We start from the raw sequence: 21,172 nt of genomic DNA, 5'->3' as shown, positions 1-21,172 counted from the left end.
ATGACAACACCAGAGACTGCATCGGCCGAAGGCACGGTGATCGTCACAGAGACCGGTTCGGGGACTTTCACCCGACAGATCACAGCGGGGCGTCACGAGCTCGTCGCCGACGAGCCGGCGCCGATCGGCGACGACACAGGACCGACGCCCTACGATCTTCTGCTCGGCGCACTCGGGGCCTGTACCTCCATGACAGTACGGATGTATGCCGACCGCAAGGGCTGGCCGCTCAGGAGTATTCGGGTAACGTTGCGGCACAAGCGTATTCACGCCAGGGACTGTGCCGAATGCGAGACCACCAAGGGTTTCATCGACCACATCGATCTCGACATCGAGTTAGTGGGAGACCTCGACGACACGCAACGCGAGCGGCTGCTGCAGATCGCCGAACGTTGCCCCGTTCATCAGACCCTGACGTCGGAGATCGACATCGCTACGACGTCGCGGAACGCCGCAAGCTAGGACGCCGCCTGACCTTCCACGAACTCCACTCACCCAGCGTGACGCCGGCCGCCAGTGCGGTGCCGATTGCGAGCGCACCGAGCACCGAAGCGAATCCAACGGCGTGCTGGTCGTTGAGAACCGCATAGATGCCGTGCAGCAGCGCAAGGCCAGGCAGTAAGGGCACGATGCCCGTAATCGAAACCACAAGCGGCGGAGCCAGATTGCGTCGTTCCATCAGCCGGCCGACCAGGCCGATCGGCACTGCCGCGACGAACGATGCCACCACTGCGCCCAGGCCCGCTCCCTGAGCGAGAAGAAACGCAATGGTGCCCGCCGCGCCGCCGAACGCCGCGGCCATGGCTGCGGACCGCTCGGCATAGCAGGCCAAGGCGAAAGCCGCGGCGCTCGCCGCGCCGAATGCCACACGTGCGGGGAACTCTGCCAGGGCCGGCGGGGCATCGGCGCTGATGGCGACGAACGGCGCGCCGAAGCGGCTGGCGAGGTGCAGTACGAATGCAACGCCTGCGATCGTCGCAGCTGTCAACATGACCAATTCGAAGAAGCGCGCCGCAGCTGTGACGGGGGCCCCGGTGATCACGTCACCAACCGAACCCACCAACGAAAGGCCGGCAAGAAGAACAACCAGGCCGGCCGCGATTGCCACCGTCGGTTCGAAGTGCCATCCGAGCTTCGGGCTCAGCGCGTAGAGCAGGATCGGGGGCGCAGTCGCGATCGCACCGCCAACTGCGTACTGGAAGAAGAACGGCAGCCCATGCCGGTTGAGCACCCGGTTCACGCGGTCGATCGTCATCGCACTGACAGCGCTGACCAGACAGACCAGCCAGCCCGCGCCGAGCGTGCCCGCGGTCGCGAACGCCAACGCGCCCCAGGCGAGGGTGGCGATCCAGCGCTTGTAGGGATGCGGCGCGGTGACGATGGCGTCGAGCTCCTTGCGGGCTTGCGACGGCGGGACCTCGCCCGCACGGATCCGGCCGATCAGGCGGTCAACGGCCGCCAGCCGGCTGAAGTCCATCGATCTGGCATGCACGATGTGCAACGTGGTGGCCGCAGGCATCGTCGGGCCACGGTATGCGGCGACGTGGATCGTCGTGTTGATGACGTCGACCTGGCACCGCTCGATGCCGTACGCGGCGGCGATCGCCGCGACCTGGTCCATCGTGGCCGTAGCGGGCGTACCGGAGGCCATCAGAATGGCGCCGATGTTGCCTGCCAGATCGAGCACCTCACCGACAAGCTCCTGATAAGCAGCGTCGTGCTCGCTGCGCACTGGATCGGTGATCCGAGGCAGACTGCCCGTCGGCGGATCGGTTTCCCGGACTATTCGATTCAAGATTTCGCGTTGACGCGCCCCCCACGGCTGGCCCGCGCGCCCACGGGTCAACTGCACTGCTCTTTCCTCCATTTGCTCCCGCTCACTCGGACACCACAACGCGCGGGCCCCCGGCGCTCGTTCCGTTATCTCCCAGAGTTCCCGGTGTTTTCGCTCACACCGCAAAACACCCCCGGCGGACAGCCGGGGGTGTTTCGCGTGCTACTCAGCGGCGCAGGACTACTTGCCGAGGAAGCTCTGCAACCAGGCGTTCAGGGAGCCAACGCCATTCTGGAGGCCCGAGTTGTTGAGCGAGGTGTTGCTCTGCAGCCCACCGTTGTTGATAGCGGTGATGCCCTGCAGGCCCTTGTTGTTCTGGTTCACGATGTTCTGCACCGCGCCGTTCGCGCCGCTAACGGCCGAGTCGAGCGCGCCGTCTGCGAATGCCATTCCTGCCGGCGCTGCCAGCAACAGTCCACCCGCGACGAGTCCAACGCCGACCGCCTTCGTTGCCTTGTTCATGCTTGCCTTCACCCTCCTGTTGTTGCCCTGGTTTGCCAAGGATAGCGCCTGTTGGGCGTTTGGCAAACAATCAACAAAATCGTTATAAACTGTATAATCCCTGGTAACCACGTTTTTAACAGTTATGCAGCACTCATCAAGCAAATGGACAGTAGAGGAATTCTTAGCTAAGAAAGTTTACTGTCACGTTATTTTCCCTATCGCCGGACGATTCCAGGGCGTTACACCTGCCAGGTTGAGGCATGTGAGTGTTCCGTCGAATCACAGTGCGCGGCGTCGTGCAGCTATTTCGGTGGGCGTAGCCGCTGTGTGTGCACGCAGCCCCGGATCTCGAAGTCCGGCGCACTCACGACCGGCGAGCCTTCATCAGCCTGATGGCGCCGTAGCCGATGCCGCCGATTACGGCCAGCACCCCCAGCCAGGGCAGCACCAGACCGAAGAGCAGCACCAGGTTACCGACTACGGAAACCAATGCATCCCAACCTCTTTCGATCTGCCCCAGGAAACCTTGATACTCGTTGGGCGCCGGGCCGCCGACGGTCTCGGCGATGAAGGTGACGTTGACGGTGCTGTAGTCGATACGGTCCCCGAGAGCCTGGCGTTGTGCCCGCAGGCTGTCGAGCTCCGCCTGACGTTTCGACAGCGCGTCCTCGGCCTTGATCAGCGCATCGGGATCCCTGGCATCTCGCATGATGGCGAGCAACCGATCTACCGACGTCTGCAGTGCCTTGACCCGGGCGTCGAGGTCGACGCGCTGCGCGGTGACGTCCTCGGCGCTGACCTCGGCACGTTCGACGGTGCCCAGTGCCTTGAGATCCCGCATCGCCTCGTCGAGCTTCGCGGCGGGAATTCTCAGCGTCACCGATGTGCTCGCCTTCCCGCTGCCCGACCCGGCATCTTCGGACCGGCTGTCGACTCGGCCGTCCGCGTCCCCGGCGATGACGGCGGCCTTGTCGGCGGCCTCAGCGGGATTGGCCACGACGACGGTCATTGACGCCGTCTTGACGATGTCGCGCTCGACCTTCGGTGCCGGCCCAGGCACATCCTGCGGTGGTGGCGCTCCCGCAACTCCCGCCATGCCGTCGGTCGCAGGCATCGGCCGCTCGGGCGAAGCGCCGCATGCGGTCAATACACAGAGCAGTGCGGCGCCCGCGATAGTCAACGCCGCGAAGCGGCCACCCAACCTGTGAGAACCCTGGCTCATGCCTGAAAATCTAGCCGCAACACGAAGCCCGGGGCACCGATCGTCTATTGCGCGAGACCGTACACCATCACAGCGTCCGCCTTGCCTTTCAGCGCGTGCGCCCCACGGTCGATCAGTCCGGTCGGTGCAGATCCCAGCGCGTCGACGGTGGGCTTGGCGAGAAGGATCGCGTCTCCGGTGGTTTTGGTGAGCTGCTCGACGCGGGCAGCGACATTGACCGTGTCGCCGATCAACGTGAACTCGAGCTTGCTTCCGCCCCCGATGGTGCCTGCGATCACCTTGCCGGTGTTGATCCCGATGCCGATCCGAAGGTCTCCGGCGAACCGCTCGGCGACAAGTCGCTGAATCAGCAGCGCGGCTTTCACAGCCGAGTCAGCATGATCTGCAAGGTCATTCGGTGCGCCGAACACCGCCAGCGCGCCGTCGCCAAGGAACTTGTTGACGTGCCCACCGGCATCGACGACCGCGGGCACGACGATCTCGAACAGTGCGTTGAGCCTTGCGACAGTTTCCTCGGCGGTGTTTGCTTCGGCGAACGGCGTGAAATCACGGACGTCGACGAACATCACCGTTACCTCCCGGCGCTCCCCGCCGAACACGTCGTCGCCCTGCTCGAGCAACCGGGCCGCCAGAACGGGATCGACGTACGTGCCGAAGGCAGCGTGAAGTCGTTGCCGCTCAGCCAAACCCGCCTGCATGCGATTGAATGATGCCGCCAGCGCACCGAGATCGTCGTCCTGCACCACGGGCACTCGCTGACTGTAATCGCCGCTCGCAACGCGCTTGGTTCCTTCGGCGAGATCGCGAATCGGAAGCAGGGACGGCGAAAAAGAGGGAGCAAGGGTGATCGCTACACTGAAAAGTGTTAGAGCACAAGCGATCATGAGAACAATCAATGGGCCGTGCCCAGCCGGGTCGAACACGGCTGCCAACTGCGCGCTAGCGACGGAGAACGCGAAGACAGCGCCGAGCATGGCCACGTTCGTCCACGCGGCAAACGTCGGCCGAGACTGCGGAAGTGAATCACCGATCCCGGTGTGACCGGCGATGGCGGACCTGGCCGGCCGCAGCGCTGCTTCAAACCCGCTGTGCACACCGATCACGACGATGGCAGGTCCGAGTACGGCGCCAAGGACCGCGTACTGGACGAGCCGTGACCCGGTCGCCCCTGCGATCGCAGCGACAGCGACCATTACCGAAGCGGCCCAACCAGAGTTGACGCTCAGCGTTCGAATGACCAAACGCCGAGCCCAGGTGTAGGTGGCTTCCATTGCCGATGCCCGGTCCACCGTGTGGCCGGCAGCCCATTGCTCAGCAAGGCGGACCCGACCCAGACCAGGGAGAACCGACAAGTACACCAGCACCGGCACGGCCACAAGGGTGGCCACGACAGCCTCGACGTAATGACTGGAGCCCTCGAAAGCAACAACGACGACCGACGCGAAGAGGTAGATCGGCAGCATGATCGCGGAGAACACCACGCAGATCACCCACGAGTACCTCGGTCCGTGCCGATCCCACGCCCACTGCCAGATACGGTCCATCCCGCGAGATTAAGCGTGTGGGGCCAACAGAAGTGAGAAACGAACTCAGGTGACTCTGATCCAGGGTTCGCAGTTCTGCGACTCGAAGGCCTTCACGGTCGAGTTGATGGTCACATACATCGGACCGACGGACATGTTCGTCGCGACCACATGGTCTTTGTTCGCATCAGGCGTGCTGTAGGTGAACCACAGGCACATCGAATCCTCGGTCGGCACATCGTTTATCAACACCTGCCAGGTCGATGCCGTCCCGTCCGTCCGGTACAGGCCGGGCGCAATGTCTGTCCCAACGACGAAGAAACCGCTGCCCGGAATCGGCTCTCCCGGGTCAGCACGGACCGGCGACCCGAACGCGATCGCGGCCACGGCGGCAACAAGGCCGGCGGTTACGCGAGATAGCCAAGTCAGAGGCATACTTCCTCGTCATCTGGTGCTGATCTTGTTGGCAGCGTATGCCCGTACGTCATCGAGCGGAGGCTATTCATTCACACTCGGGTCGAGCCCGAAGACCTTCACTTCGGCTGATTTGCCTTTCAGCGCGTGCGGTCCTCGGTCGATGAGCCCCGATCGTGGAGACGTAAGAGCGTCAACGGTCTGCTGGGTCAAAAGAATTGGATCACCGGTGACCTTGGTGAGCTGCTCGACGCGGGCGGCGACATTGGTCGTGTCGCCGATCAGGGTGAACTCGAGATGGCCTCCGCCGCCGATCGTTCCGGCGATCACGACGCCGGTGTTGATCCCGATCCCGATACGCAACTCGCCGCGGAATCGCTCGGCGACGCGATGGTGAACCAGCGCCGCGGCGTTCACCGCCGCATCGGCGTGATCGGCAAGATCGTTCGGGGCGCCAAAGACGGCCATCGCGCCGTCACCGAGGAACTTGTTGACATGCCCGCCGGCATCGACGACGGCAGGCACCACAATCTCGAACAGTGCATTGAGACGGGCGACCGTGTCCTCGGCCGTGTTCGCTTCGGCGAACGGCGTGAAATCGCGGACGTCGACGAACATTACGGTCACCTGCCGGCGCTCGCCGGTGAACACGTCGTCGCCCTGCTCGAGTAGCCGAGCCGCGAGCATCGGATCGACGTAGCTGCCGAAAGCCGCCTGAAGTCGTTGCCGCTCAGCCAAACCCGCCTGCATTCGGTTGAACGACGCCGCCAGCGCACCGAGATCATCGTCCTGGACCACGGGCAGGCGTTGTGAATAGTCGCCGGCGGCAACCCGTTCAGTGCCCTTGGCGAGGTCGCGAACGGGTCGCAGTGACGGCGCGATGAGTACGCCGACGGTGATGGGCACCGCGAACGCCGTCCACGCACACGCGGTCGCTACCACGGTGAGCACCGGAAAATCACTCGTTCGGTCCAATACAACTGCCAGCAGCGCGCCCCCGATCGCAAAGGTGAAAATGGCACCCAGGAAGGCGAGGTTCAACCAGGCGGCAAAGGTCGGGCGAGAGCGGGGAAGCGTGTCGCCGATGGCGGTGTCTCCGGCGAGGGCCGCCCTGGCGGGCCGCAACATTCCTTGCACAGACGTGTGTAAACCCATGAGCGCCATGGCGACTCCCAAGGTAGCGCCCAAGATTCCGTATTCAATCAGCCGCGCCCCGTTCGCTTGGGATATCGCACCAACAACCACTAGCAGCACTGCCGTCCACGCGGGTTGGAACCACAACGCTCGGACACCTGCCGCCCGAGTCCAGGTGTACGTGTCATGCAACGCCTGAGCGTGGTCGACCTCGTGGCCGGCTGCCCACCACTGAGCGAGGCGGAATAGCCGGCTGCCCGGAAGAATCACCACGTACGCGTCTACCACCACGGCGGCAACGGTGTAGGCGGCCGCTTCGGCGTAATGACCCGACTTCTCGAAAGCGACAACCAACGACGACACGACAAGGTACGACACCAGCATGGGGACGACCATGATTCCCCAGACGGCCCACGAGTATGTCGACCCCCACCGATCCCACGCCCACTGCCAGATACGGTCCATATCGAAAACAAAACATGCCCGGCCCGGCCACGGGGCGTGTTCCGTTGGAACTCGGTACTGCCGTTGCGGCGAAGCCCAAATCGGTTGACCAAGCACACGCTCTGAACGAACAATCATTCATGGCTATGACACCTGCGGTCCAACATCACATGCTGGTGGACAGCCTGTGCCTGGTCGCTGCGCCGCCCGAAGCTCAGGTCTCGGCGCTGCCAGACTTTGTCTGCCTCACCTGTGAGATCAGCACCCTGTACACCGACGCGTATCTGCTTGTGCCGCAACTGGAGGAAGCCAGTCTGATCACTGCTGAGGCGGGTGCGGCGCTACGAAGGCGTCGCGACCGGGTCAAGACCGAAGACCGTCGTCTGGGCTGATTTACCCTTCAGCGCGTGGAGACCACGGTCAGCCAGTCCGGGCGGTCGAGAAACCAGGGCGTCAACGGTTTGGTCAGTGAGAAGGATGGCGTCGCCGGTGGTCTTGGTGAGTTGCTCGACGCGGGCAGCCACGTTCGTCGTATCGCCGATCAGGCCGAACTCAAGATGAGCTCCGCCGCCGATAGTGCCAGCGATCACCGTACCGGTGTTGATCCCGATGCCGATCCGAAGCTCACCGCCGAATCGCTCGGCTACGAGACGGTGAATCAGCACCGCGGCGCTCACTGCGGCGTCGGCATGGTTCGCGAGATCGTTCGGAGCGCCGAAGACGGCCATCGCGCCGTCGCCGAGGAACTGGTTGACGTGCCCTCCGGCGTCGAGGACAGCGGGCACCACGATCTCGAACAGGGCGTTGAGTCGGGCTACGGTGTCCTCCGCGGTGTTCGCCTCGACGAACGGGGTGAAGTCGCGGATGTCGACGAACATCACCGTCACCTCGCGGCGCTCGCCGGTGAAAACATCGTCGCCCTGCTCGAGCAGTCGCGCGGCGAGAGCGGGGTCGACGTAGGTGCCGAATGCCGCCTGAAGTCGTTGGCGCTCAGCCAATCCCGCCTGCATGCGATTGAACGACGCTGCCAGCACTCCGAGATCGTCGTCCTGAACCACCGGCACGCGCCTGCCGTAGTCACCGGCTGCGACGCGCTCGGTTCCCTCCGCGAGATCCCGAATCGGCCGCATCGACGGTGAGAAACCGACGCCGACGACTAGCGGAATTCCGAATGCGACTGTCAAAGCAGTGCCGATCCCAAGGAACAGAAGTGGCTGCGGGCTGGCCCCAACGATCGCGGCAACCAACATTGCGCTGTCGACGGAGAAAACGAACGCAGTCCCCAGGACCGTCATGTTTGACCACGCGGCGATCGTCGGGCGAGCGCGGGGTAGAGAGTCCCCGATGCTCGTGTCGCCAGCGATCGCGACCCGTGCAGGCCGAGCGGTCGCCTCCAACATGCTGTGCACACTGATGAGATACGTCACGGTCCCGACCGCGGCGCCCAGCACCCCGTACTGTGCAAGTCGCGGTCCGCTCGCTCCAACAATTGCACCGATGCTCACCGACATCAGGGCAAAGCAAACCGCGGCTAACCAAAGCGCCCGGTAAACCGCGCTCCGGGAGAAGCTATATGTGGCCTTCAGCGCTGTTGCCCGATCGACGTCGCGGCCGGCCGCCCATTGCTCGACCGGGCGGTAGCGCTTGCGGTCGGCGAAAGCCGCGTACAGATTCAGCGCCAGCAGAGCGACGAGGGTCACGACGCCTGCCTCAACGTAGTGACGGGAGCCTTCCACAGCGACGATGAGGAACGACCAGAACAGGTAGATCGGCAATCCTGCTGGCAATACGACGGCCAGACCCGCCAAGCGGTGTTTCGCTCCAAACCGGTCCCACGCCCACTGCCAAATGCGGTCCATATCAAAACGAAAACACCCCCGGCCTGGTGACCGGGGGTGTTCCGTTGAAACTAACTAGTGAGCGTGGCCGTGATGACCGTGGCCGTGGCCGTCGTCCTCCGGCTCCGCCGGCTTGTCGACCACAGCCGTCTCGGTGGTCAGCACCATCCGGGCCACCGACGCGGCGTTGAGCACCGCCGAGCGGGTGACCTTGACCGGGTCGACGATGCCGCCCGCGACCAGATCGCCGTACTCCAGCGTCGCGGCGTTGAACCCGTGGCCCGTCGGCAGCTCGGCGACCTTGTTCACCACCACGGAGCCGTCCAACCCGGCGTTGGCGGCGATCCAGTACAGCGGGGCCGACAGCGCTGCGTTGAACACCTCGACGCCGACTGCTTCGTCGCCGGTCACCGATTCGCGCAGCGGAGCCAGCGCCTTGCGCGCTTGCACGAGCGCCGCGCCGCCGCCGGTGATGATGCCCTCTTCCACCGCGGCCTTGGCCGCCGCGACCGCATCTTCGACGGCTTCCTTGCGCTTCTTGAGATCGGTCTCGGTGGCCGCGCCGACCTTGATCACCGCGACACCACCGGCCAGCTTGGCCAGCCGCTCTTCGAGCTTTTCGCGATCCCAGTCGGAGTCGGTGTTCTCGATCTCGCCGCGTAGCTGAGCGGCGCGGGCATCAATAGCGTCCTTGGTGCCGCCGCCGTCGACGATCGTGGTGCTGTCCTTGTCGACCACGATGCGGCGAGCCGAGCCGAGCACCTCGAGTCCCACCTCGCGCAGCAGCAACCCGACGTCCGGATTGACGACCTGACCACCGGTCACGATCGCGAGGTCGTCGAGGAACGCCTTGCGACGGTCACCGAAGAACGGCGCCTTGACCGCGACGGCCTTCAGGGTCTTGCGGATCGAGTTGACCACCAGCGTTGAAAGCGCTTCGCCCTCAACGTCTTCGGCGACGATCAGCAGCGGCTTACCGCTCTCGGCGACCTTCTCCAGCAGCGGCAGCAGGTCCGGCAGCGAGCTGATCTTCTCCCGGTGCAGCAGTACCAACGCGTCCTCGAGCACCGCTTCCTGGGCGTCGAAGTCGGTGATGAAGTACGCCGAGATGAAGCCCTTGTCGAAGCCGACGCCGTCGGTGATCTCCAGCTCGGTGTTCAGGGTTGACGACTCCTCGACGGACACGACGCCGTCGTGACCGACCTTGGTCATCGCCTCGCCGACCAGCTCACCGATCTGCTCGTCGCGCGACGAAACGGTCGCGACCTGGGCGATCGCGGTCTTGTCGGATACCGGGGTGGCCGAGGCAAGCAGAGCCTCCGACACTGCGTCGGCGGCCTTGCTGATGCCCGAACCCAGCGCGATCGGGTTGGCACCGGCGGCCACCTGCCGCAGCCCGGCCTTCACGATGGCCTGCGCCAGCACTGTCGCGGTGGTGGTGCCGTCGCCTGCGACGTCGTTGGTCTTGGTGGCGACCGACTTCACCAGCTGCGCGCCGAGGTTCTCGAACGGGTCCTCGAGGTCGATCTCGCGAGCGACGGTGACGCCGTCGTTGGTCACCTGCGGTCCACCGAACGCCTTGGCCAGCACGACGTGCCGACCGCGTGGGCCCAGGGTCACACGAACCGCATCGGCGAGCTTGTCTACGCCGGCTTCCATTGCGCGGCGCGCAGTTTCGTTGAACTCAATCTGCTTGCTCATAGTTGGCTTTCTCCTATGACGCATACCGCCCCGGAAATCGCCCGTGGGTACGGGGATCTCCGGGGCGGGACACGACTGATTACTTGTTGACGACTGCCAGCACGTCGCGGGCGGACAGGATCAGGTACTCCTCGCCGTTGTACTTGATCTCGGTGCCGCCGTACTTGCTGTAGATGACGACGTCGCCCTCGGAGACGTCCAGCGGAATCCGCTTCTCGCCGTCCTCATCCCAGCGGCCGGGGCCGACTGCGACGACGGTGCCTTCTTGCGGCTTCTCCTTGGCGGTGTCAGGGATGACCAGACCGGATGCGGTCGTGGTCTCGGCCTCGTTGGCCTGAACGAGGATCTTGTCCTCGAGTGGCTTGATGTTCACGCTCGCCACGATGGAGCCCTCCAGTAGTTCGGGTTGTCGATCCGGAGCCAATCCCCGGATGCATTACAGGTGTTCGGCAAGCGTCCGTGCCCTCGCGCCGTCGTCGCGGGTGCCGGAGCAGGGGTTGGCCGCGTGCCACCTAGCACTCTATACACGAGAGTGCTAGCACTCAAGGTCACCCCGCTACTAACGGTCGAAGTCGCGCGGATCGAACATCAGATGCGCCGAGATGTCGCCGATCATCTCGACGTCGACCTGCCGCTCGGTGAAGTACCAGCCATCATCGTCGCAGGTGAAGCTATCGAAACAGCGTCCGACGACGATCGGCTGCAGCGGCACCGTCTCGGTGTTCTGCACAACGCAGAAGGTCGAGCGACATTTGGCTGTTCGCGCTCCGCTGATCTCGCTGCTGATCTCGATGATCGGATTGAGCACCAGATGCCTGGTGCGCGGGGTATTGCCGTGTCCGGGATAGCGGCGGGTTGTCGCGCCGAACAGCTTGGCGATGGCCTCGGCGCTCGACGTGGACGCCGACCTCGTGCCGGCGAACGTGGCCCGGGCCAGCAGCCGGCCCACCCCCTCGAAGTCGCCGGCGTCGATCAACTCGGCGTACCGGTACAGCAGTTCGGTGATCGCCAGCTTGTCTGTGACTTGCGATCCCTCTTCGGCTCCTCGCGGGCTCATGCGACTTGTCCCCTTACGACAGGCAGACCGGGATCGCTGGCCACATCCAGCGGTGAGGGCGGCGCCCCGGCGGCGATCAGATGCGCCGCGAACGAGGCGATCATCGCGCCGTTGTCCGTGCACAGCCGCGGCCGCGGGATCCGCAGCGTCAGCCCGTTGGCGTTGCAGCGCTCCTCTGCCAGTTCCCGCAGCCGCGAGTTGGCCGCCACCCCGCCCGCGATCAACAGCGTCGACACGTTCAGTTCCTTGGCAGCGCGCACGGCCTTGAGTGTCAGCACGTCGGCCACCGCCTCCTGGAACCCGGCCGCCACATCGGCCTGCGCCGTGTCAGGATGACTCTCCACGTATCGGGCGACCGCGGTCTTGAGCCCGGAGAAGCTGAACGCATACGGATCGTCGCGCGGACCGGTCATGCCGCGGGGGAACACGATCGCGTCGCGGTTTCCTTGGCGCGCAAGATCGTCGAGCACCTTGCCGCCGGGATAGCCGAGCCCGAGCAGCCGCGCGACCTTGTCGTAGGCCTCGCCTGCGGCGTCGTCGACGGTGCTGCCGAGTTCAACGATCGGTTCACCCAGCGACCGCACGTGCAGCAGGTTGGTGTGGCCGCCCGAAACGAGCAGGCCGACGCTCTCGGGCAGCGGGCCGTGGTCGTACACATCGGCGGCGAGGTGGCCACCGAGGTGGTTGACGGCGTAGAACGGCACCTGCCACGCGGCCGAATACGCCTTGGCCGCAGCAACTCCCACCAACAGCGCGCCGGCCAGGCCGGGGCCTATAGTAGCCGCGACGATATCCGGCTTGCCGATCCGAGCGACTTCCAGCGCGCGCCGCATCGTGGGCCCCAGCGCCTCCAGATGCGCTCGCGAGGCAATCTCGGGGACCACGCCGCCGAACCGCGCATGCTCGTCGACGCTGGAGGCGACCTCGTCGGCGAGAAGAGTCACGGTGCCATCGTCGTCGAGGCGCGCAATGCCGACACCTGTTTCGTCGCACGAGCTTTCAATAGCCAAGATGGTCGTCATTGCGGATCTCGTCTCATGGTGTATGCGTCGGCGCCGCTGGCGCGGTAATACCGACGACGCAGCCCGACGTTGACGAAGCCCAAACTCTCATACAGCGCGATCGCGGCTTCGTTATCGGTGCGCACCTCGAGGAAGACCGCCCCGTCCGCGGCGTAGTCGAGCAATTCGGTCATCATCTTTCTGCCGATGCCCTGACCCTGGTATGCCTGGTCCACCCCGATGGTGTGAATCTCGTACTCGTACGGCTTTTTCCGGCCGAGCCGGGAGATGCCTGCGTAGCCGACGAGCTTGTCGCCGTCCCGGGCCGCGACGTAGCGGATGTGTTTGGCCTCCAGCTCCGCCAGAAAGGCCCGCGCGGGCCACGGGTCGTCGCCGTCGAACAGTTGCTTCTCCAACTCCGCGCAGCGCGCGGCGTCACGCGGGGTCAGCGACGTGTACACGACGGTCATCGGGCCACCACCGATGGTTTGGCGTCGGGACGGCGCAGATACAGCGGTATCAACGGCTCGGGTGCGGCCGCCCAGTCGGCGACCACCCGCACCAGCCCCGCGACGCTGGGATACCCGGGCGGAAGCGCCAAGGCGTCCTCAGCCCCAGGCACATCGGCTGGTGCGTTGACAGCAGGACCCGCCACGCGGACGCCGTCGCGATAACGCGCCCAGTAGACCTCGCGGCGGCGGGCATCGGTGACCACGAGCGCGTCGCCCGTTGTGTCGACACCGATCGCATCGAGGCTGCACACCCCGTGCACGGGGATGTCGAGCGCGTGACCGTAGGCCGCTGCCGTCGCCATACCGACCCGCAGACCGGTGAAAGGGCCTGGGCCGCAACCCACGACAACGGCATTCAGGTCGTTGACGGTCACACCCGCGTCGCCGAGTGCACCAAGCACATTCGGAGTGAGCCGCTCCGCGTGGCCGCGAGCGTCGACGGTGATCCGTTCGGCGAGCACCTCGACACCGTCAAGCCGCACGACTCCCGCGGTGACGGCGGGTGTCGCGGTGTCGATTGCCAGGATGAGCGTCACTGGCGGCTCCATTGCCAGATCGCGGTGCGCACCTCAGTCTGCGGTCCGCGCTCGAGTCGGATGTCGAGGTGACTGTCCGAAAGTCGTTCGGCAAGGCCCTCGCCCCACTCCACGACGACAACCGCGTCTTCCAGATCGGTGTCCAGGTCCAGTGAGTCGAGCTCGGCGAGCAGGTCGACCGACCCGTGGTCGAGCAGCCGGTACAGGTCCACGTGGATCATCGCCGGAGCACCGATCCGGCGGGCACGGTGCACACGCGCCAACACGAACGTCGGCGAGATCACCGGGCCTTCGACGTCCATCGCCGCAGCGATTCCCTTGGCCAGCACCGTCTTTCCCGCGCCAAGCGGGCCGGACAACACCACGACATCGCCTGCGCGCAGCTGACCGCCCAGCTGTGCACCGAACGCGATGGTGTCCTCGGCTGTGGCGAGCTCTGCGGTGCCTGATGTCGCCGCCCGAGCGGCTCCGGTGCCGGACTGATGCTCAACCATGGTTGCGCACCCGATCACGGACCCGCCTGGTGAGCGCGACGAGTTTGGATGGGGTGGCGCGTTCGACGAGGCGGACGAGGCCGTCGTCGATGGCCTCAGGCGCTTCGAGCTGCACCAGATGCCCTGCGCCGCCGACGATCACCAGCTCGGACTTCGGCAACGCGGCCGCCATGCTTTGCGAGTGCTCCACCGGGGTGAGCAGGTCGCGATCGCCACAGGCGATCAGGGTGGGCACCTTCGCAAGCGTCGGCAGCGCCGCGAGCTCGTCGTGCACCTCGAGCGCATGCAGGAACTCCACCAGCGTGGCGATCGGTGTTTCGTGCATCATCTTCTCGGAGAACGCGACGACGCTGGGGCTGATCTTCTCGTCGCCGTAGGATGCGGCTCGAAGGATCGGACCGATGACGGCCTTGGCCGCACCGCGCGTGCGGTGCACCGTCTTCGGGGCGTAGCGGACGGCGAACCGCGCCGCCTCGAGTGCCGGGTTCTTCAGGATCTCCCCCAACGGCGACCGCGAAACCCCTTCGGCGGCAGAGGCGATGATCGCGGCGCCGACGACGCGGGTCGGATAGCGGTGCGGGAATTGCCGAGCGTGTGACAGCACCGTCATGCCGCCCATCGAGTGTCCGACCAGTACCACCGGCCCGCGCGGCGCCATGACTGCGAGCACGGTCTCCAGATCGCGGCCCAGCTGCTCGACGGTATACGACTCCGGCGACGCCTCGCTCGACTGGCCGTGGCCGCGTTGGTCGTAGAACACCATGCGCACCTGCGAGCCCCACTGCTCGGCCAGCCTGGCACGCTGAAAGTGGAAGGCCCCCATCCGAAGACAGAAGCCGTGGGCGAACACCACTGTCAATCGGGCGTCTTCGGGACCCACCTCGCGCACAGCCAGGTCGACACCGTCGGGAGTCGTGACGACGAAACCGCGGTCAGCGTCGAGTAGTTCGAAGTCTTCGTGGTCGTACGGATCGTCGGTGGTCACCCGCCTGCGCAGAGACCTGGCCACCGACACGCCGGCGGCCGTGCCGACCGCCGTCAACCCAGCGGCTCCGGCCAGCCATGGTGCATTGGACCTTCGGGCGCGCGGCTGCGCAGTCTCGCTGTCACTCAACGACTTTGGCCCGTCGCTCCACGATACGTTCGGGTGACCCTGCCGCGCGGACTGGTGACGACCTCGTAGTTGATGGTGCCGAGAAGTTCGGCCCATTCTTGTGCCGTTGGCTCGCCCTGCGTGCCGGGCCCGAAGAGGATGGCGTCGTCGCCCTCGGCCACGTCGACCGCGCCTGGACCGAGGTCGACGACGAACTGGTCCATGCAGATGCGGCCGACGCTGCGCCGGAGCCGACCGTTGATCAGCACGTCGATGCGGCCGCTCAATGTCCGGAAGACACCGTCGGCATAGCCGATCGGCAGCAGGGCCAACGTGGTGTCGCGTTCGGCGACCCAGATGTGGCCGTAGGACACCCCGTCTCCTGCCTGCACGGAACGGATAAGCGCGACAGGGCATTTCAGCGTCATCGCTGCCCGCAATCCCATGTCACCGCGCTCGGGTATCGGGGTCTGGCCGTACACGGCGATGCCGGGTCGCACCATGTCGAAAGCCAGATCGGGCCGGGTCATCGCGGCAGGCGAATTGCACAGGTGTACGAGTTCGAAGTCCACGCCCTGCTCGCGCGCCTGCCGGGCCATGTCGGTAAGCCGTTGCGCCTGAAGGTCATTGAACGGGTTGTCTGGATCGTCGCCGTGCGCCAGGTGCGACATGATGCCACGGGCCCGGACCGCGCCGTCGGACTGCGCGCGGCGCAGCACGCTCAGTACTTCGGGATACTCTGCTGCGCTCACGCCGTTGCGGCTCAGGCCGGTGTCCGCCTTGACGGTGACGGTCGCGGTCCGGCCGGTGCGCTCGACCGCATCGAGCACCTCGCCGAGCTGGCGCACCGACGACACCGCCAGCTCGACCTCGGCGTCGAGCGCGGGACCGAAGTCAGTGCCGGGGGCGTGCAGCCATGCCAGCACAGGACTGCGGATGCCGTCGCGACGCAGTGCCAACGCCTCGTCGATGGTGGCCACGCCGAGTTCGGCGGCGCCTGCGGCCAGCGCCGCCCGTCCGACTTCGGCGGCACCGTGCCCGTAGCCGTCGGCCTTGACGACGGCCATCACCTGGGCCGATCCGGCGTGCTCACGCAGTAGCCGCACGTTGTGCGCGATGGCGTCGAGGTCCACCACGGCCTCGGCCGCAGCAGTCGGGGTGAGTGAAAGTTCGGTCGTTCGCATGGTCACGTCGATTGTCCCAGATGCCGAACGCACACCTCGCTCCCGGCGAAGGTGCTAGTGGGCGAAGGGCTGTATCTCGTCGAAGTGGCCGCCGGGCTTGAGCTGGTCGAGGTGGCCCAGCGCGGTGATCATGTCGTCGCGAAGGACCCTGGCCAGGTCCGCTGAGAAGCCCTCGCGCACCACGACGCGCAACATCGTGATGTCGGTCGCACCCTCCGGCATGGTGTACGCGGGCACCTGCCAGCCGTAGGAGCGCAGCGCATGCGACACGTCGAACTCGGTGTAGCCGGGATCACCGGCCAGCCGGAAGCTGACCACCGGGATCCCCGACCCGTCGGCCACCACCTCGAAATGCTGGCTTTCGCGCAGTGCGTCGCCCAGCCACCGGGCGGTCGTCGACAGGCACTGCATCACCTGGCTGTAGCCCGCGCGGCCGAGTCGCAGGAAGTTGTAGTACTGGCCGACCACCTGGTTGCCCGGCCGGGAGAAGTTGAGCGTGAACGTCGGCATGTCGCCGCCGAGGTAGTTCACATGGAATACCAAGTCCTCGGGCAGGTGCTCCTTGCTGCGCCACACCACGAACCCGATGCCGGGATAGGTGAGGCCGTACTTGTGCCCACTGACGTTGATCGACACGACGCGTGGCACCCGGAAGTCCCATTCCAGATCCGGATGCAGGAACGGCACGACGAAGCCACCGCTGGCCGCGTCGACGTGCACGGGGATGTCGAGTCCCCCGCCCGCGGCAAGCTTGTCCAGTGCCGCGCAGATCTCCGCGATCGGTTCCAATTCGCCCGTGAATGTGGTGCCGAGAATCGCGACGACGCCGATGGTGTCTTCGTCGATGTTGTCCAGCACCTGCTCGGGCGTGATGATGTAGCGCCCCTCTTCCATTGGTAGATAACGCGGTTCGACGTCGAAGTAGCGGCAAAACTTCTCCCACACCACCTGAACGTTGGAGCCCATCACCAGATTCGGCGTGCGGCCCTTCCAGTCCTTTCCCACCTTCTCCCGCCACCGCCACTTCAGTGCCAGGCCGGCCAGCATCACCGCCTCGCTGGATCCGATCGTCGACACCCCGGTGGCGCTTGACGGGTCGTCGTCGCGCAGGTCCTCGGCGTGGAACAGGTCGGCCACCATGCAGACACAACGCTGCTCGATCGCCGCGGTGGCCGGATATTCGTCCTTGTCGATCATGTTCTTGTCGAACGTCTCGGCCATCAGTTTCTCGGCCTGCGGATCCATCCAGGTGGTGACGAACGTCGCGAGGTTCAGCCGGCTGCTGCCGTCGAGCATCAGCTCGTCGTGGATGAATCGGTAGGCGTTGTCGCCATCCATACACTCATCGGGCAAGCGCAGGGACGGAACCGGAGCCATCGCCAGTCGCCCGGTATACGCGGGAGCAATCTGGGGGACGCGAGGGGCCTTGTGCGGCATGGCAAGTCCTTTCTAGAGCGAAGCGATGGCACCACGGACGTGAGCAAGAATGCGCGACGCCGACGTCGGCGCCGGCCGTGGTCCGGGGTCGGCAGCCGACAGGTTGGCGGCGCGGGCGTGCACGAACGCGGCCGCAGCGGCCGCCTCCCCGGCAGGCAGCCCGGCGGCGAGCAGCGCGCCGATGATGCCCGACAGCACGTCGCCCGATCCCGCTGTGGCGGCCCATGATTGGCCCGCCCGGTTCAAATACACCGGCCCCCCGGGCTCGGCGACGATCGTGACGTTGCCCTTCAGCAGTACCGTTGCGCCGAGCCGGTCGGCCAGCTTGCGGGTGGCTGCGACGCGATCGCTGCCGGGCGGAGCGCCGGCCAACCGCTCGAATTCGCCTGCGTGCGGGGTCAATACGGTCGGGGCTTTACGGCCTGCGATGAGATCCGGGTGTGCGGCGAGGATGGTCAACGCGTCGGCGTCGACGATCACCGGCAGATCGGTCTCCAACGCGAAAGCCAGTGCAGCGGCACCGGTTTCGTCCGTTCCGAGACCGGGCCCGACCGCCCAGGCTTGTACGCGGCCCGATGCTTGCGGGCTTGGGGCGGCGATGACTTCCGGCCACTGCGCGAGCACCTGCGGGCCCGCACTTCCGGCGTAGCGGACCATTCCGGAGGTGGCGGCGACGGCGGCCCCAGTGCACAGCACAGCCGCGCCGGGATAGGTGGCGGAGCCGGCCATGATGCCGGTGACGCCCTGGGTGTACTTGTCGTCTTTCGGGCCCGGCTTCGGCCAACATGCGGCGACGTCGGCGGCGTCGAAACCGAGCACGTCGGTGGACGGGAGGTCGAGGCCGATGTCGACCAACTCGACACGTCCGCAATCGCCAAGGGCGTGAACGGGTTTGAGGCCACCGAACGTCACCGTCAGGGTGGCTTGCACGTGCGGACCCTCGGCCGCACCGGTCTGCACATCGATGCCGCTTGGGATGTCGACCGCGACGACGGGAATGCCCGCCTGGTCGACGGCGGCGAAAACCTCGGCGGCATTCGGCCGCAGCGCTCCCGACCCGGAGATGCCGACGACGCCGTCGATCACCAGATCGGTTGTCGCCGGAACGGTTTCCACCGCGGTGCCGCCGGCCCTGGTGAACGCCGCCAACGCCGCCTTGTGGGTGCGGTCGGGGTTGAGCAGCACCGCTGCGGCGGCGACGCCACGGCGGCGCAGGAAGGTCGCTGCCCACAGCGCGTCGCCTCCGTTGTCGCCGGAGCCGACAACGGCGCATACCCGACGTCCTGCGAGGCCGCCGGTCAGCACAACCAGTTCGCGCACGATCGCGGTGGCCAACCCGAACGCGGCGCGTTGCATGAGCCCACCCTCGGGCAGCGACGCCAGCAGCGGCGCTTCGGCTTCGCGGATCTCATCGGCGGTGTAGTAGTGCCGCATTCCAGCCAGGATTCCATGCCCGCGACACTGACAGCGACGTTTCAGGCTCCGCTTTTCGTCCGGCTGTAGTGGCGGCGGGCTTTCATTCGGTTGCCGCAACCGCTCATCGAGCACCATCGAGCGGTCCCGGCGCGTGAGTGGTCGATGAGGAACTGCCGACACTCTTCGTTGGCACACGGTCGCAATCGGCCAGGCATATCCCGTTCCAACTCACCCCAGGCCAGCACCACGCGCGCGGGCCAGTCGGCCTCCAGCGACCAGTGGACACCGTCTGGCCCAAGGTCGGGCACCTGCCGGGCGTCGGTGAGGTAGTGACGGAGCACCGAAGCGTCGGCCTCCATGAGGACGACTCGTTGCAGGTCGTCGCGCAGGTCCCGGACGTCGGCCCCCTTCGGAGCGCCGTGGGCCCGCAGCCAACGGGCGTCCAGCCGATCGACGATCTGCCCGTCGACCATCGGCGTGGTGTTGAGCAGGTCAAGCAGGACGGCCTGCCAATCCATTGTCGAAGGCATGCTAACCATCATATAGCTGTTGACGGGTTAGAATCAATAGTGTTGACTGCGCCTAACCACTATATCCAATAGAAAGGGTTAGGAATGGTCACGCACCATCGCTTCGCCGAGGTCGCCGGTCGCAGGACCTTCTATCGCGAGGCCGGCTCACCCGGCGCACCCGCCGTCGTGCTGCTGCACGGCACGCCCGCCAGTTCGCACCAGTACCGCAACCTGATCCCTGCGCTGGCCGATCGCTACCACGTCGTCGCCCCCGACTACCCCGGCTTCGGGCACTCCGACGTGCCGAGCGCCGACGAGTTCAGCTACACGTTCGACAACCTCGCCGCCCATGTCGACGCGCTGCTCGACCACCTCGGACTGCAGCGCTATGCGATCTTCGTCCAGGACTACGGCGCTCCCGTTGGCTGGCGGCTGGCGCTGCGCCATCCCGAGCGCATCGCAGCGATCATCACCCAGAACGGCAACGCCTACGTGGACGGGTTTGTCGGCGACGTGATGGAGCCGCTGTTCGCCTACGGTCGCGAGCGGTCCGAAACCAACGCCGCTGCCCTGCGCGAGCTCATCAGCACAGACGGGCTGAAATGGCAATTCACCCATGGTGTTTCGGATCCGTCGGTGGTCGACCCCGACACGTGGATCAATGCGCACTCAGCGGTGGCGAGCAGCCCGCAACGGATCGCCGCGCAGCTGGAACTGTTCGCCGACTACAGCTCCAACGTCGATCTGTACCCGCGTGTGCACGAATACTTCCGGACCTCGCAGGTACCGCTGCTGGCGGTATGGGGCCGCAACGACCAGATCTTCGGCCCGGACGGCGCATTGGCGTTCGCGCGTGATCTGCCCGGAGCCGAGATCAACCTGCTCGACGGCGGCCACTTCTTGTTGGAGAGCAGGCTGGCCGAGGTCGTCGCGTTGGTCCGGCCGTTCCTGGAGCGGCATCTAATCGGCTGAGCGCCCCTGCGTCTTGTCGACCGCGGCGGCGGAGCGTTGTTGCCACGGCCACGCCCCCGTCACCTCCAGTTGCAGCGAGAAGCTCAGGAACGTCCGGATCAGCACGATGCCGCCGAGCACTGCCACGCTCTCGGCACTGGGTGTGACGGCAACGGTGCGGATGATGTCTGCGGCGACCAGGAATTCGAGCCCGAGCAGGATCGCGCGGCCGAGGCGTCTGCGGAAGAACTCATATGCGCCGCCATCTTCTTGGCGAGCCCGGCCAATCGTCAGGAAGACGGCCAGTATCGCGCCGCCTGCGATGACGGCGACACCGATCGCATCGATCGTCGAGCCGATGCCGTCGATTACCTCGACGAGAGACACGCCGTCATGGTGTCACTCTCGGCGCTGCTATTGCGACG

At 65.9% G+C, this 21,172-nt stretch carries 23 protein-coding genes; 3 read left to right on the top strand and 20 right to left on the bottom strand.

The genetic code is table 11. From position 1 onward, the window contains the following. A complete protein-coding gene (locus J3E61_RS16475) occupies positions 1 to 462 on the top strand; it encodes an OsmC family protein (protein WP_192721926.1) in 462 nt (153 codons plus the stop codon). On the opposite strand, the gene J3E61_RS16470 is transcribed toward J3E61_RS16475, so the two are convergent. From J3E61_RS16470 to J3E61_RS16445, 6 genes are all read right to left on the bottom strand, one after another. Then, a complete protein-coding gene (locus J3E61_RS16470; RefSeq protein WP_192722462.1) occupies positions 434 to 1,795 on the bottom strand; it encodes a threonine/serine exporter family protein in 1,362 nt (453 codons plus the stop codon). The two genes, J3E61_RS16475 and J3E61_RS16470, sit on opposite strands and share 29 nt — an antisense overlap. Positions 1,796 to 2,014: 219 nt before the next feature. Then, positions 2,015 to 2,296: a hypothetical protein gene (locus J3E61_RS16465; protein WP_192721927.1), complete on the bottom strand. Its 282-nt coding sequence runs from the start codon at positions 2,294 to 2,296 to the stop codon at positions 2,015 to 2,017. A gap of 346 nt (positions 2,297 to 2,642) precedes the next feature. Beyond that, on the bottom strand, positions 2,643 to 3,500 hold the full coding sequence (locus tag J3E61_RS16460) for a DUF4349 domain-containing protein (RefSeq protein WP_192721929.1): 858 nt from the start codon (positions 3,498 to 3,500) through the stop codon (positions 2,643 to 2,645). Between the two features lie 44 nt (positions 3,501 to 3,544). Further along, positions 3,545 to 5,044 carry an adenylate/guanylate cyclase domain-containing protein gene (locus tag J3E61_RS16455; protein WP_210084264.1) on the bottom strand — a complete coding sequence of 500 codons (1,500 nt, stop codon included), beginning with the start codon at positions 5,042 to 5,044 and terminating at the stop codon, positions 3,545 to 3,547. 45 nt (positions 5,045 to 5,089) lie between these two features. After that, positions 5,090 to 5,458 (bottom strand): hypothetical protein, encoded by a 369-nt coding sequence (locus tag J3E61_RS16450; protein WP_210084263.1) that lies wholly within the window; start codon positions 5,456 to 5,458, stop codon positions 5,090 to 5,092. Positions 5,459 to 5,521: 63 nt separating this feature from the next. After that, entirely contained in the window at positions 5,522 to 7,036 is a 1,515-nt protein-coding gene (locus J3E61_RS16445; protein ID WP_210084262.1) for an adenylate/guanylate cyclase domain-containing protein, read from the bottom strand. A 125-nt stretch (positions 7,037 to 7,161) separates the two neighbouring features. On the opposite strand from J3E61_RS16445, the gene J3E61_RS16440 reads away from it, so the two are divergent. After that, entirely contained in the window at positions 7,162 to 7,407 is a 246-nt protein-coding gene (locus J3E61_RS16440) for a hypothetical protein (protein ID WP_210084261.1), read from the top strand. Here J3E61_RS16440 and J3E61_RS16435 read toward each other — a convergent pair. The 13 genes from J3E61_RS16435 to J3E61_RS16375 all read right to left on the bottom strand — a co-directional run bounded on the left by J3E61_RS16435 (position 7,357) and on the right by J3E61_RS16375 (position 19,826). Then, the gene (locus J3E61_RS16435; protein WP_192721934.1) at positions 7,357 to 8,874 is read right to left on the bottom strand and encodes a HAMP domain-containing protein; all 1,518 of its coding nucleotides are present in this window, start codon (positions 8,872 to 8,874) and stop codon (positions 7,357 to 7,359) included. The two genes, J3E61_RS16440 and J3E61_RS16435, sit on opposite strands and share 51 nt — an antisense overlap. A gap of 54 nt (positions 8,875 to 8,928) precedes the next feature. Next, positions 8,929 to 10,554: a chaperonin GroEL gene (gene groL, locus J3E61_RS16430; protein WP_192721935.1), complete on the bottom strand. Its 1,626-nt coding sequence runs from the start codon at positions 10,552 to 10,554 to the stop codon at positions 8,929 to 8,931. Between the two features lie 79 nt (positions 10,555 to 10,633). Beyond that, positions 10,634 to 10,936 carry a co-chaperone GroES gene (gene groES, locus J3E61_RS16425; RefSeq protein WP_015305122.1) on the bottom strand — a complete coding sequence of 101 codons (303 nt, stop codon included), beginning with the start codon at positions 10,934 to 10,936 and terminating at the stop codon, positions 10,634 to 10,636. A gap of 177 nt (positions 10,937 to 11,113) precedes the next feature. Continuing rightward, positions 11,114 to 11,611, bottom strand: coding sequence for a nuclear transport factor 2 family protein (locus J3E61_RS16420; RefSeq protein WP_210084260.1), 498 nt, complete (start codon positions 11,609 to 11,611; stop codon positions 11,114 to 11,116). Then, positions 11,608 to 12,633 (bottom strand): tRNA (adenosine(37)-N6)-threonylcarbamoyltransferase complex transferase subunit TsaD, encoded by a 1,026-nt coding sequence (gene tsaD, locus J3E61_RS16415; RefSeq protein WP_210084259.1) that lies wholly within the window; start codon positions 12,631 to 12,633, stop codon positions 11,608 to 11,610. The genes J3E61_RS16420 and tsaD overlap by 4 nt, the downstream gene beginning before the upstream one ends. Then, positions 12,630 to 13,082: a ribosomal protein S18-alanine N-acetyltransferase gene (rimI, locus tag J3E61_RS16410; protein ID WP_210084258.1), complete on the bottom strand. Its 453-nt coding sequence runs from the start codon at positions 13,080 to 13,082 to the stop codon at positions 12,630 to 12,632. Before rimI ends, tsaD begins: the two co-directional genes overlap by 4 nt. Beyond that, positions 13,079 to 13,672, bottom strand: coding sequence for a tRNA (adenosine(37)-N6)-threonylcarbamoyltransferase complex dimerization subunit type 1 TsaB (tsaB, locus tag J3E61_RS16405; protein ID WP_210084257.1), 594 nt, complete (start codon positions 13,670 to 13,672; stop codon positions 13,079 to 13,081). The genes rimI and tsaB overlap by 4 nt, the downstream gene beginning before the upstream one ends. Beyond that, a complete protein-coding gene (gene tsaE, locus J3E61_RS16400; protein WP_210084256.1) occupies positions 13,657 to 14,154 on the bottom strand; it encodes a tRNA (adenosine(37)-N6)-threonylcarbamoyltransferase complex ATPase subunit type 1 TsaE in 498 nt (165 codons plus the stop codon). Before tsaE ends, tsaB begins: the two co-directional genes overlap by 16 nt. After that, on the bottom strand, positions 14,147 to 15,214 hold the full coding sequence (locus tag J3E61_RS16395) for an alpha/beta hydrolase (RefSeq protein ID WP_210085591.1): 1,068 nt from the start codon (positions 15,212 to 15,214) through the stop codon (positions 14,147 to 14,149). The genes tsaE and J3E61_RS16395 overlap by 8 nt, the downstream gene beginning before the upstream one ends. 50 nt (positions 15,215 to 15,264) lie before the next feature. Beyond that, positions 15,265 to 16,431 (bottom strand): alanine racemase, encoded by a 1,167-nt coding sequence (locus J3E61_RS16390; protein WP_210085590.1) that lies wholly within the window; start codon positions 16,429 to 16,431, stop codon positions 15,265 to 15,267. A 54-nt stretch (positions 16,432 to 16,485) separates the two neighbouring features. Then, the gene (locus J3E61_RS16385) at positions 16,486 to 17,868 is read right to left on the bottom strand and encodes a glutamate decarboxylase (RefSeq protein ID WP_192721941.1); all 1,383 of its coding nucleotides are present in this window, start codon (positions 17,866 to 17,868) and stop codon (positions 16,486 to 16,488) included. A gap of 12 nt (positions 17,869 to 17,880) precedes the next feature. Then, positions 17,881 to 19,302 carry an NAD(P)H-hydrate dehydratase gene (locus J3E61_RS16380; protein WP_210084255.1) on the bottom strand — a complete coding sequence of 474 codons (1,422 nt, stop codon included), beginning with the start codon at positions 19,300 to 19,302 and terminating at the stop codon, positions 17,881 to 17,883. Positions 19,303 to 19,343: 41 nt separating this feature from the next. Next, on the bottom strand, positions 19,344 to 19,826 hold the full coding sequence (locus J3E61_RS16375) for a CGNR zinc finger domain-containing protein (protein WP_210084254.1): 483 nt from the start codon (positions 19,824 to 19,826) through the stop codon (positions 19,344 to 19,346). A gap of 72 nt (positions 19,827 to 19,898) precedes the next feature. Between J3E61_RS16375 and J3E61_RS16370 the strand changes: the two genes are divergently transcribed. Next, positions 19,899 to 20,768, top strand: coding sequence for an alpha/beta hydrolase (locus J3E61_RS16370; RefSeq protein ID WP_210084253.1), 870 nt, complete (start codon positions 19,899 to 19,901; stop codon positions 20,766 to 20,768). Here the strand turns inward: J3E61_RS16370 and J3E61_RS16365 are convergent. Next, complete coding sequence (locus J3E61_RS16365) at positions 20,757 to 21,134, bottom strand: DUF1622 domain-containing protein (protein ID WP_210084252.1); 378 nt, start codon at positions 21,132 to 21,134, stop codon at positions 20,757 to 20,759. The two genes, J3E61_RS16370 and J3E61_RS16365, sit on opposite strands and share 12 nt — an antisense overlap. Positions 21,135 to 21,172: the final 38 nt, after the last annotated feature.

It is taken from the genome of Mycobacterium sp. OAE908, assembly GCF_017872775.1.
Taxonomy (GTDB): Bacteria; Actinomycetota; Actinomycetes; order Mycobacteriales; family Mycobacteriaceae; genus Mycobacterium.
This window is presented reverse-complemented; position numbering and strand designations above follow the sequence as displayed.

Excerpts from the sequence above, each read along its gene's own strand:
- J3E61_RS16390 (WP_210085590.1), bottom strand. The coding sequence starts at position 16,431 with ATGCGAACGACCGAACTTTCACTCACCCCGACTGCTGCGGCCGAGGCC.
- groL (WP_192721935.1), bottom strand. The coding sequence starts at position 10,554 with ATGAGCAAGCAGATTGAGTTCAACGAAACTGCGCGCCGCGCAATGGAA.
- J3E61_RS16465 (WP_192721927.1), bottom strand. The coding sequence starts at position 2,296 with ATGAACAAGGCAACGAAGGCGGTCGGCGTTGGACTCGTCGCGGGTGGA.
- J3E61_RS16385 (WP_192721941.1), bottom strand. The coding sequence starts at position 17,868 with ATGCCGCACAAGGCCCCTCGCGTCCCCCAGATTGCTCCCGCGTATACC.
- J3E61_RS16435 (WP_192721934.1), bottom strand. The coding sequence starts at position 8,874 with ATGGACCGCATTTGGCAGTGGGCGTGGGACCGGTTTGGAGCGAAACAC.
- J3E61_RS16375 (WP_210084254.1), bottom strand. The coding sequence starts at position 19,826 with ATGATGGTTAGCATGCCTTCGACAATGGATTGGCAGGCCGTCCTGCTT.
- J3E61_RS16455 (WP_210084264.1), bottom strand. The coding sequence starts at position 5,044 with ATGGACCGTATCTGGCAGTGGGCGTGGGATCGGCACGGACCGAGGTAC.
- J3E61_RS16460 (WP_192721929.1), bottom strand. The coding sequence starts at position 3,500 with ATGAGCCAGGGTTCTCACAGGTTGGGTGGCCGCTTCGCGGCGTTGACT.
- tsaE (WP_210084256.1), bottom strand. The coding sequence starts at position 14,154 with ATGGTTGAGCATCAGTCCGGCACCGGAGCCGCTCGGGCGGCGACATCA.
- J3E61_RS16450 (WP_210084263.1), bottom strand. The coding sequence starts at position 5,458 with ATGCCTCTGACTTGGCTATCTCGCGTAACCGCCGGCCTTGTTGCCGCC.
- J3E61_RS16445 (WP_210084262.1), bottom strand. The coding sequence starts at position 7,036 with ATGGACCGTATCTGGCAGTGGGCGTGGGATCGGTGGGGGTCGACATAC.
- tsaB (WP_210084257.1), bottom strand. The coding sequence starts at position 13,672 with ATGGAGCCGCCAGTGACGCTCATCCTGGCAATCGACACCGCGACACCC.
- J3E61_RS16440 (WP_210084261.1), top strand. The coding sequence starts at position 7,162 with ATGACACCTGCGGTCCAACATCACATGCTGGTGGACAGCCTGTGCCTG.
- J3E61_RS16380 (WP_210084255.1), bottom strand. The coding sequence starts at position 19,302 with ATGCGGCACTACTACACCGCCGATGAGATCCGCGAAGCCGAAGCGCCG.
- tsaD (WP_210084259.1), bottom strand. The coding sequence starts at position 12,633 with ATGACGACCATCTTGGCTATTGAAAGCTCGTGCGACGAAACAGGTGTC.
- J3E61_RS16370 (WP_210084253.1), top strand. The coding sequence starts at position 19,899 with ATGGTCACGCACCATCGCTTCGCCGAGGTCGCCGGTCGCAGGACCTTC.
- rimI (WP_210084258.1), bottom strand. The coding sequence starts at position 13,082 with ATGACCGTCGTGTACACGTCGCTGACCCCGCGTGACGCCGCGCGCTGC.
- J3E61_RS16475 (WP_192721926.1), top strand. The coding sequence starts at position 1 with ATGACAACACCAGAGACTGCATCGGCCGAAGGCACGGTGATCGTCACA.
- J3E61_RS16420 (WP_210084260.1), bottom strand. The coding sequence starts at position 11,611 with ATGAGCCCGCGAGGAGCCGAAGAGGGATCGCAAGTCACAGACAAGCTG.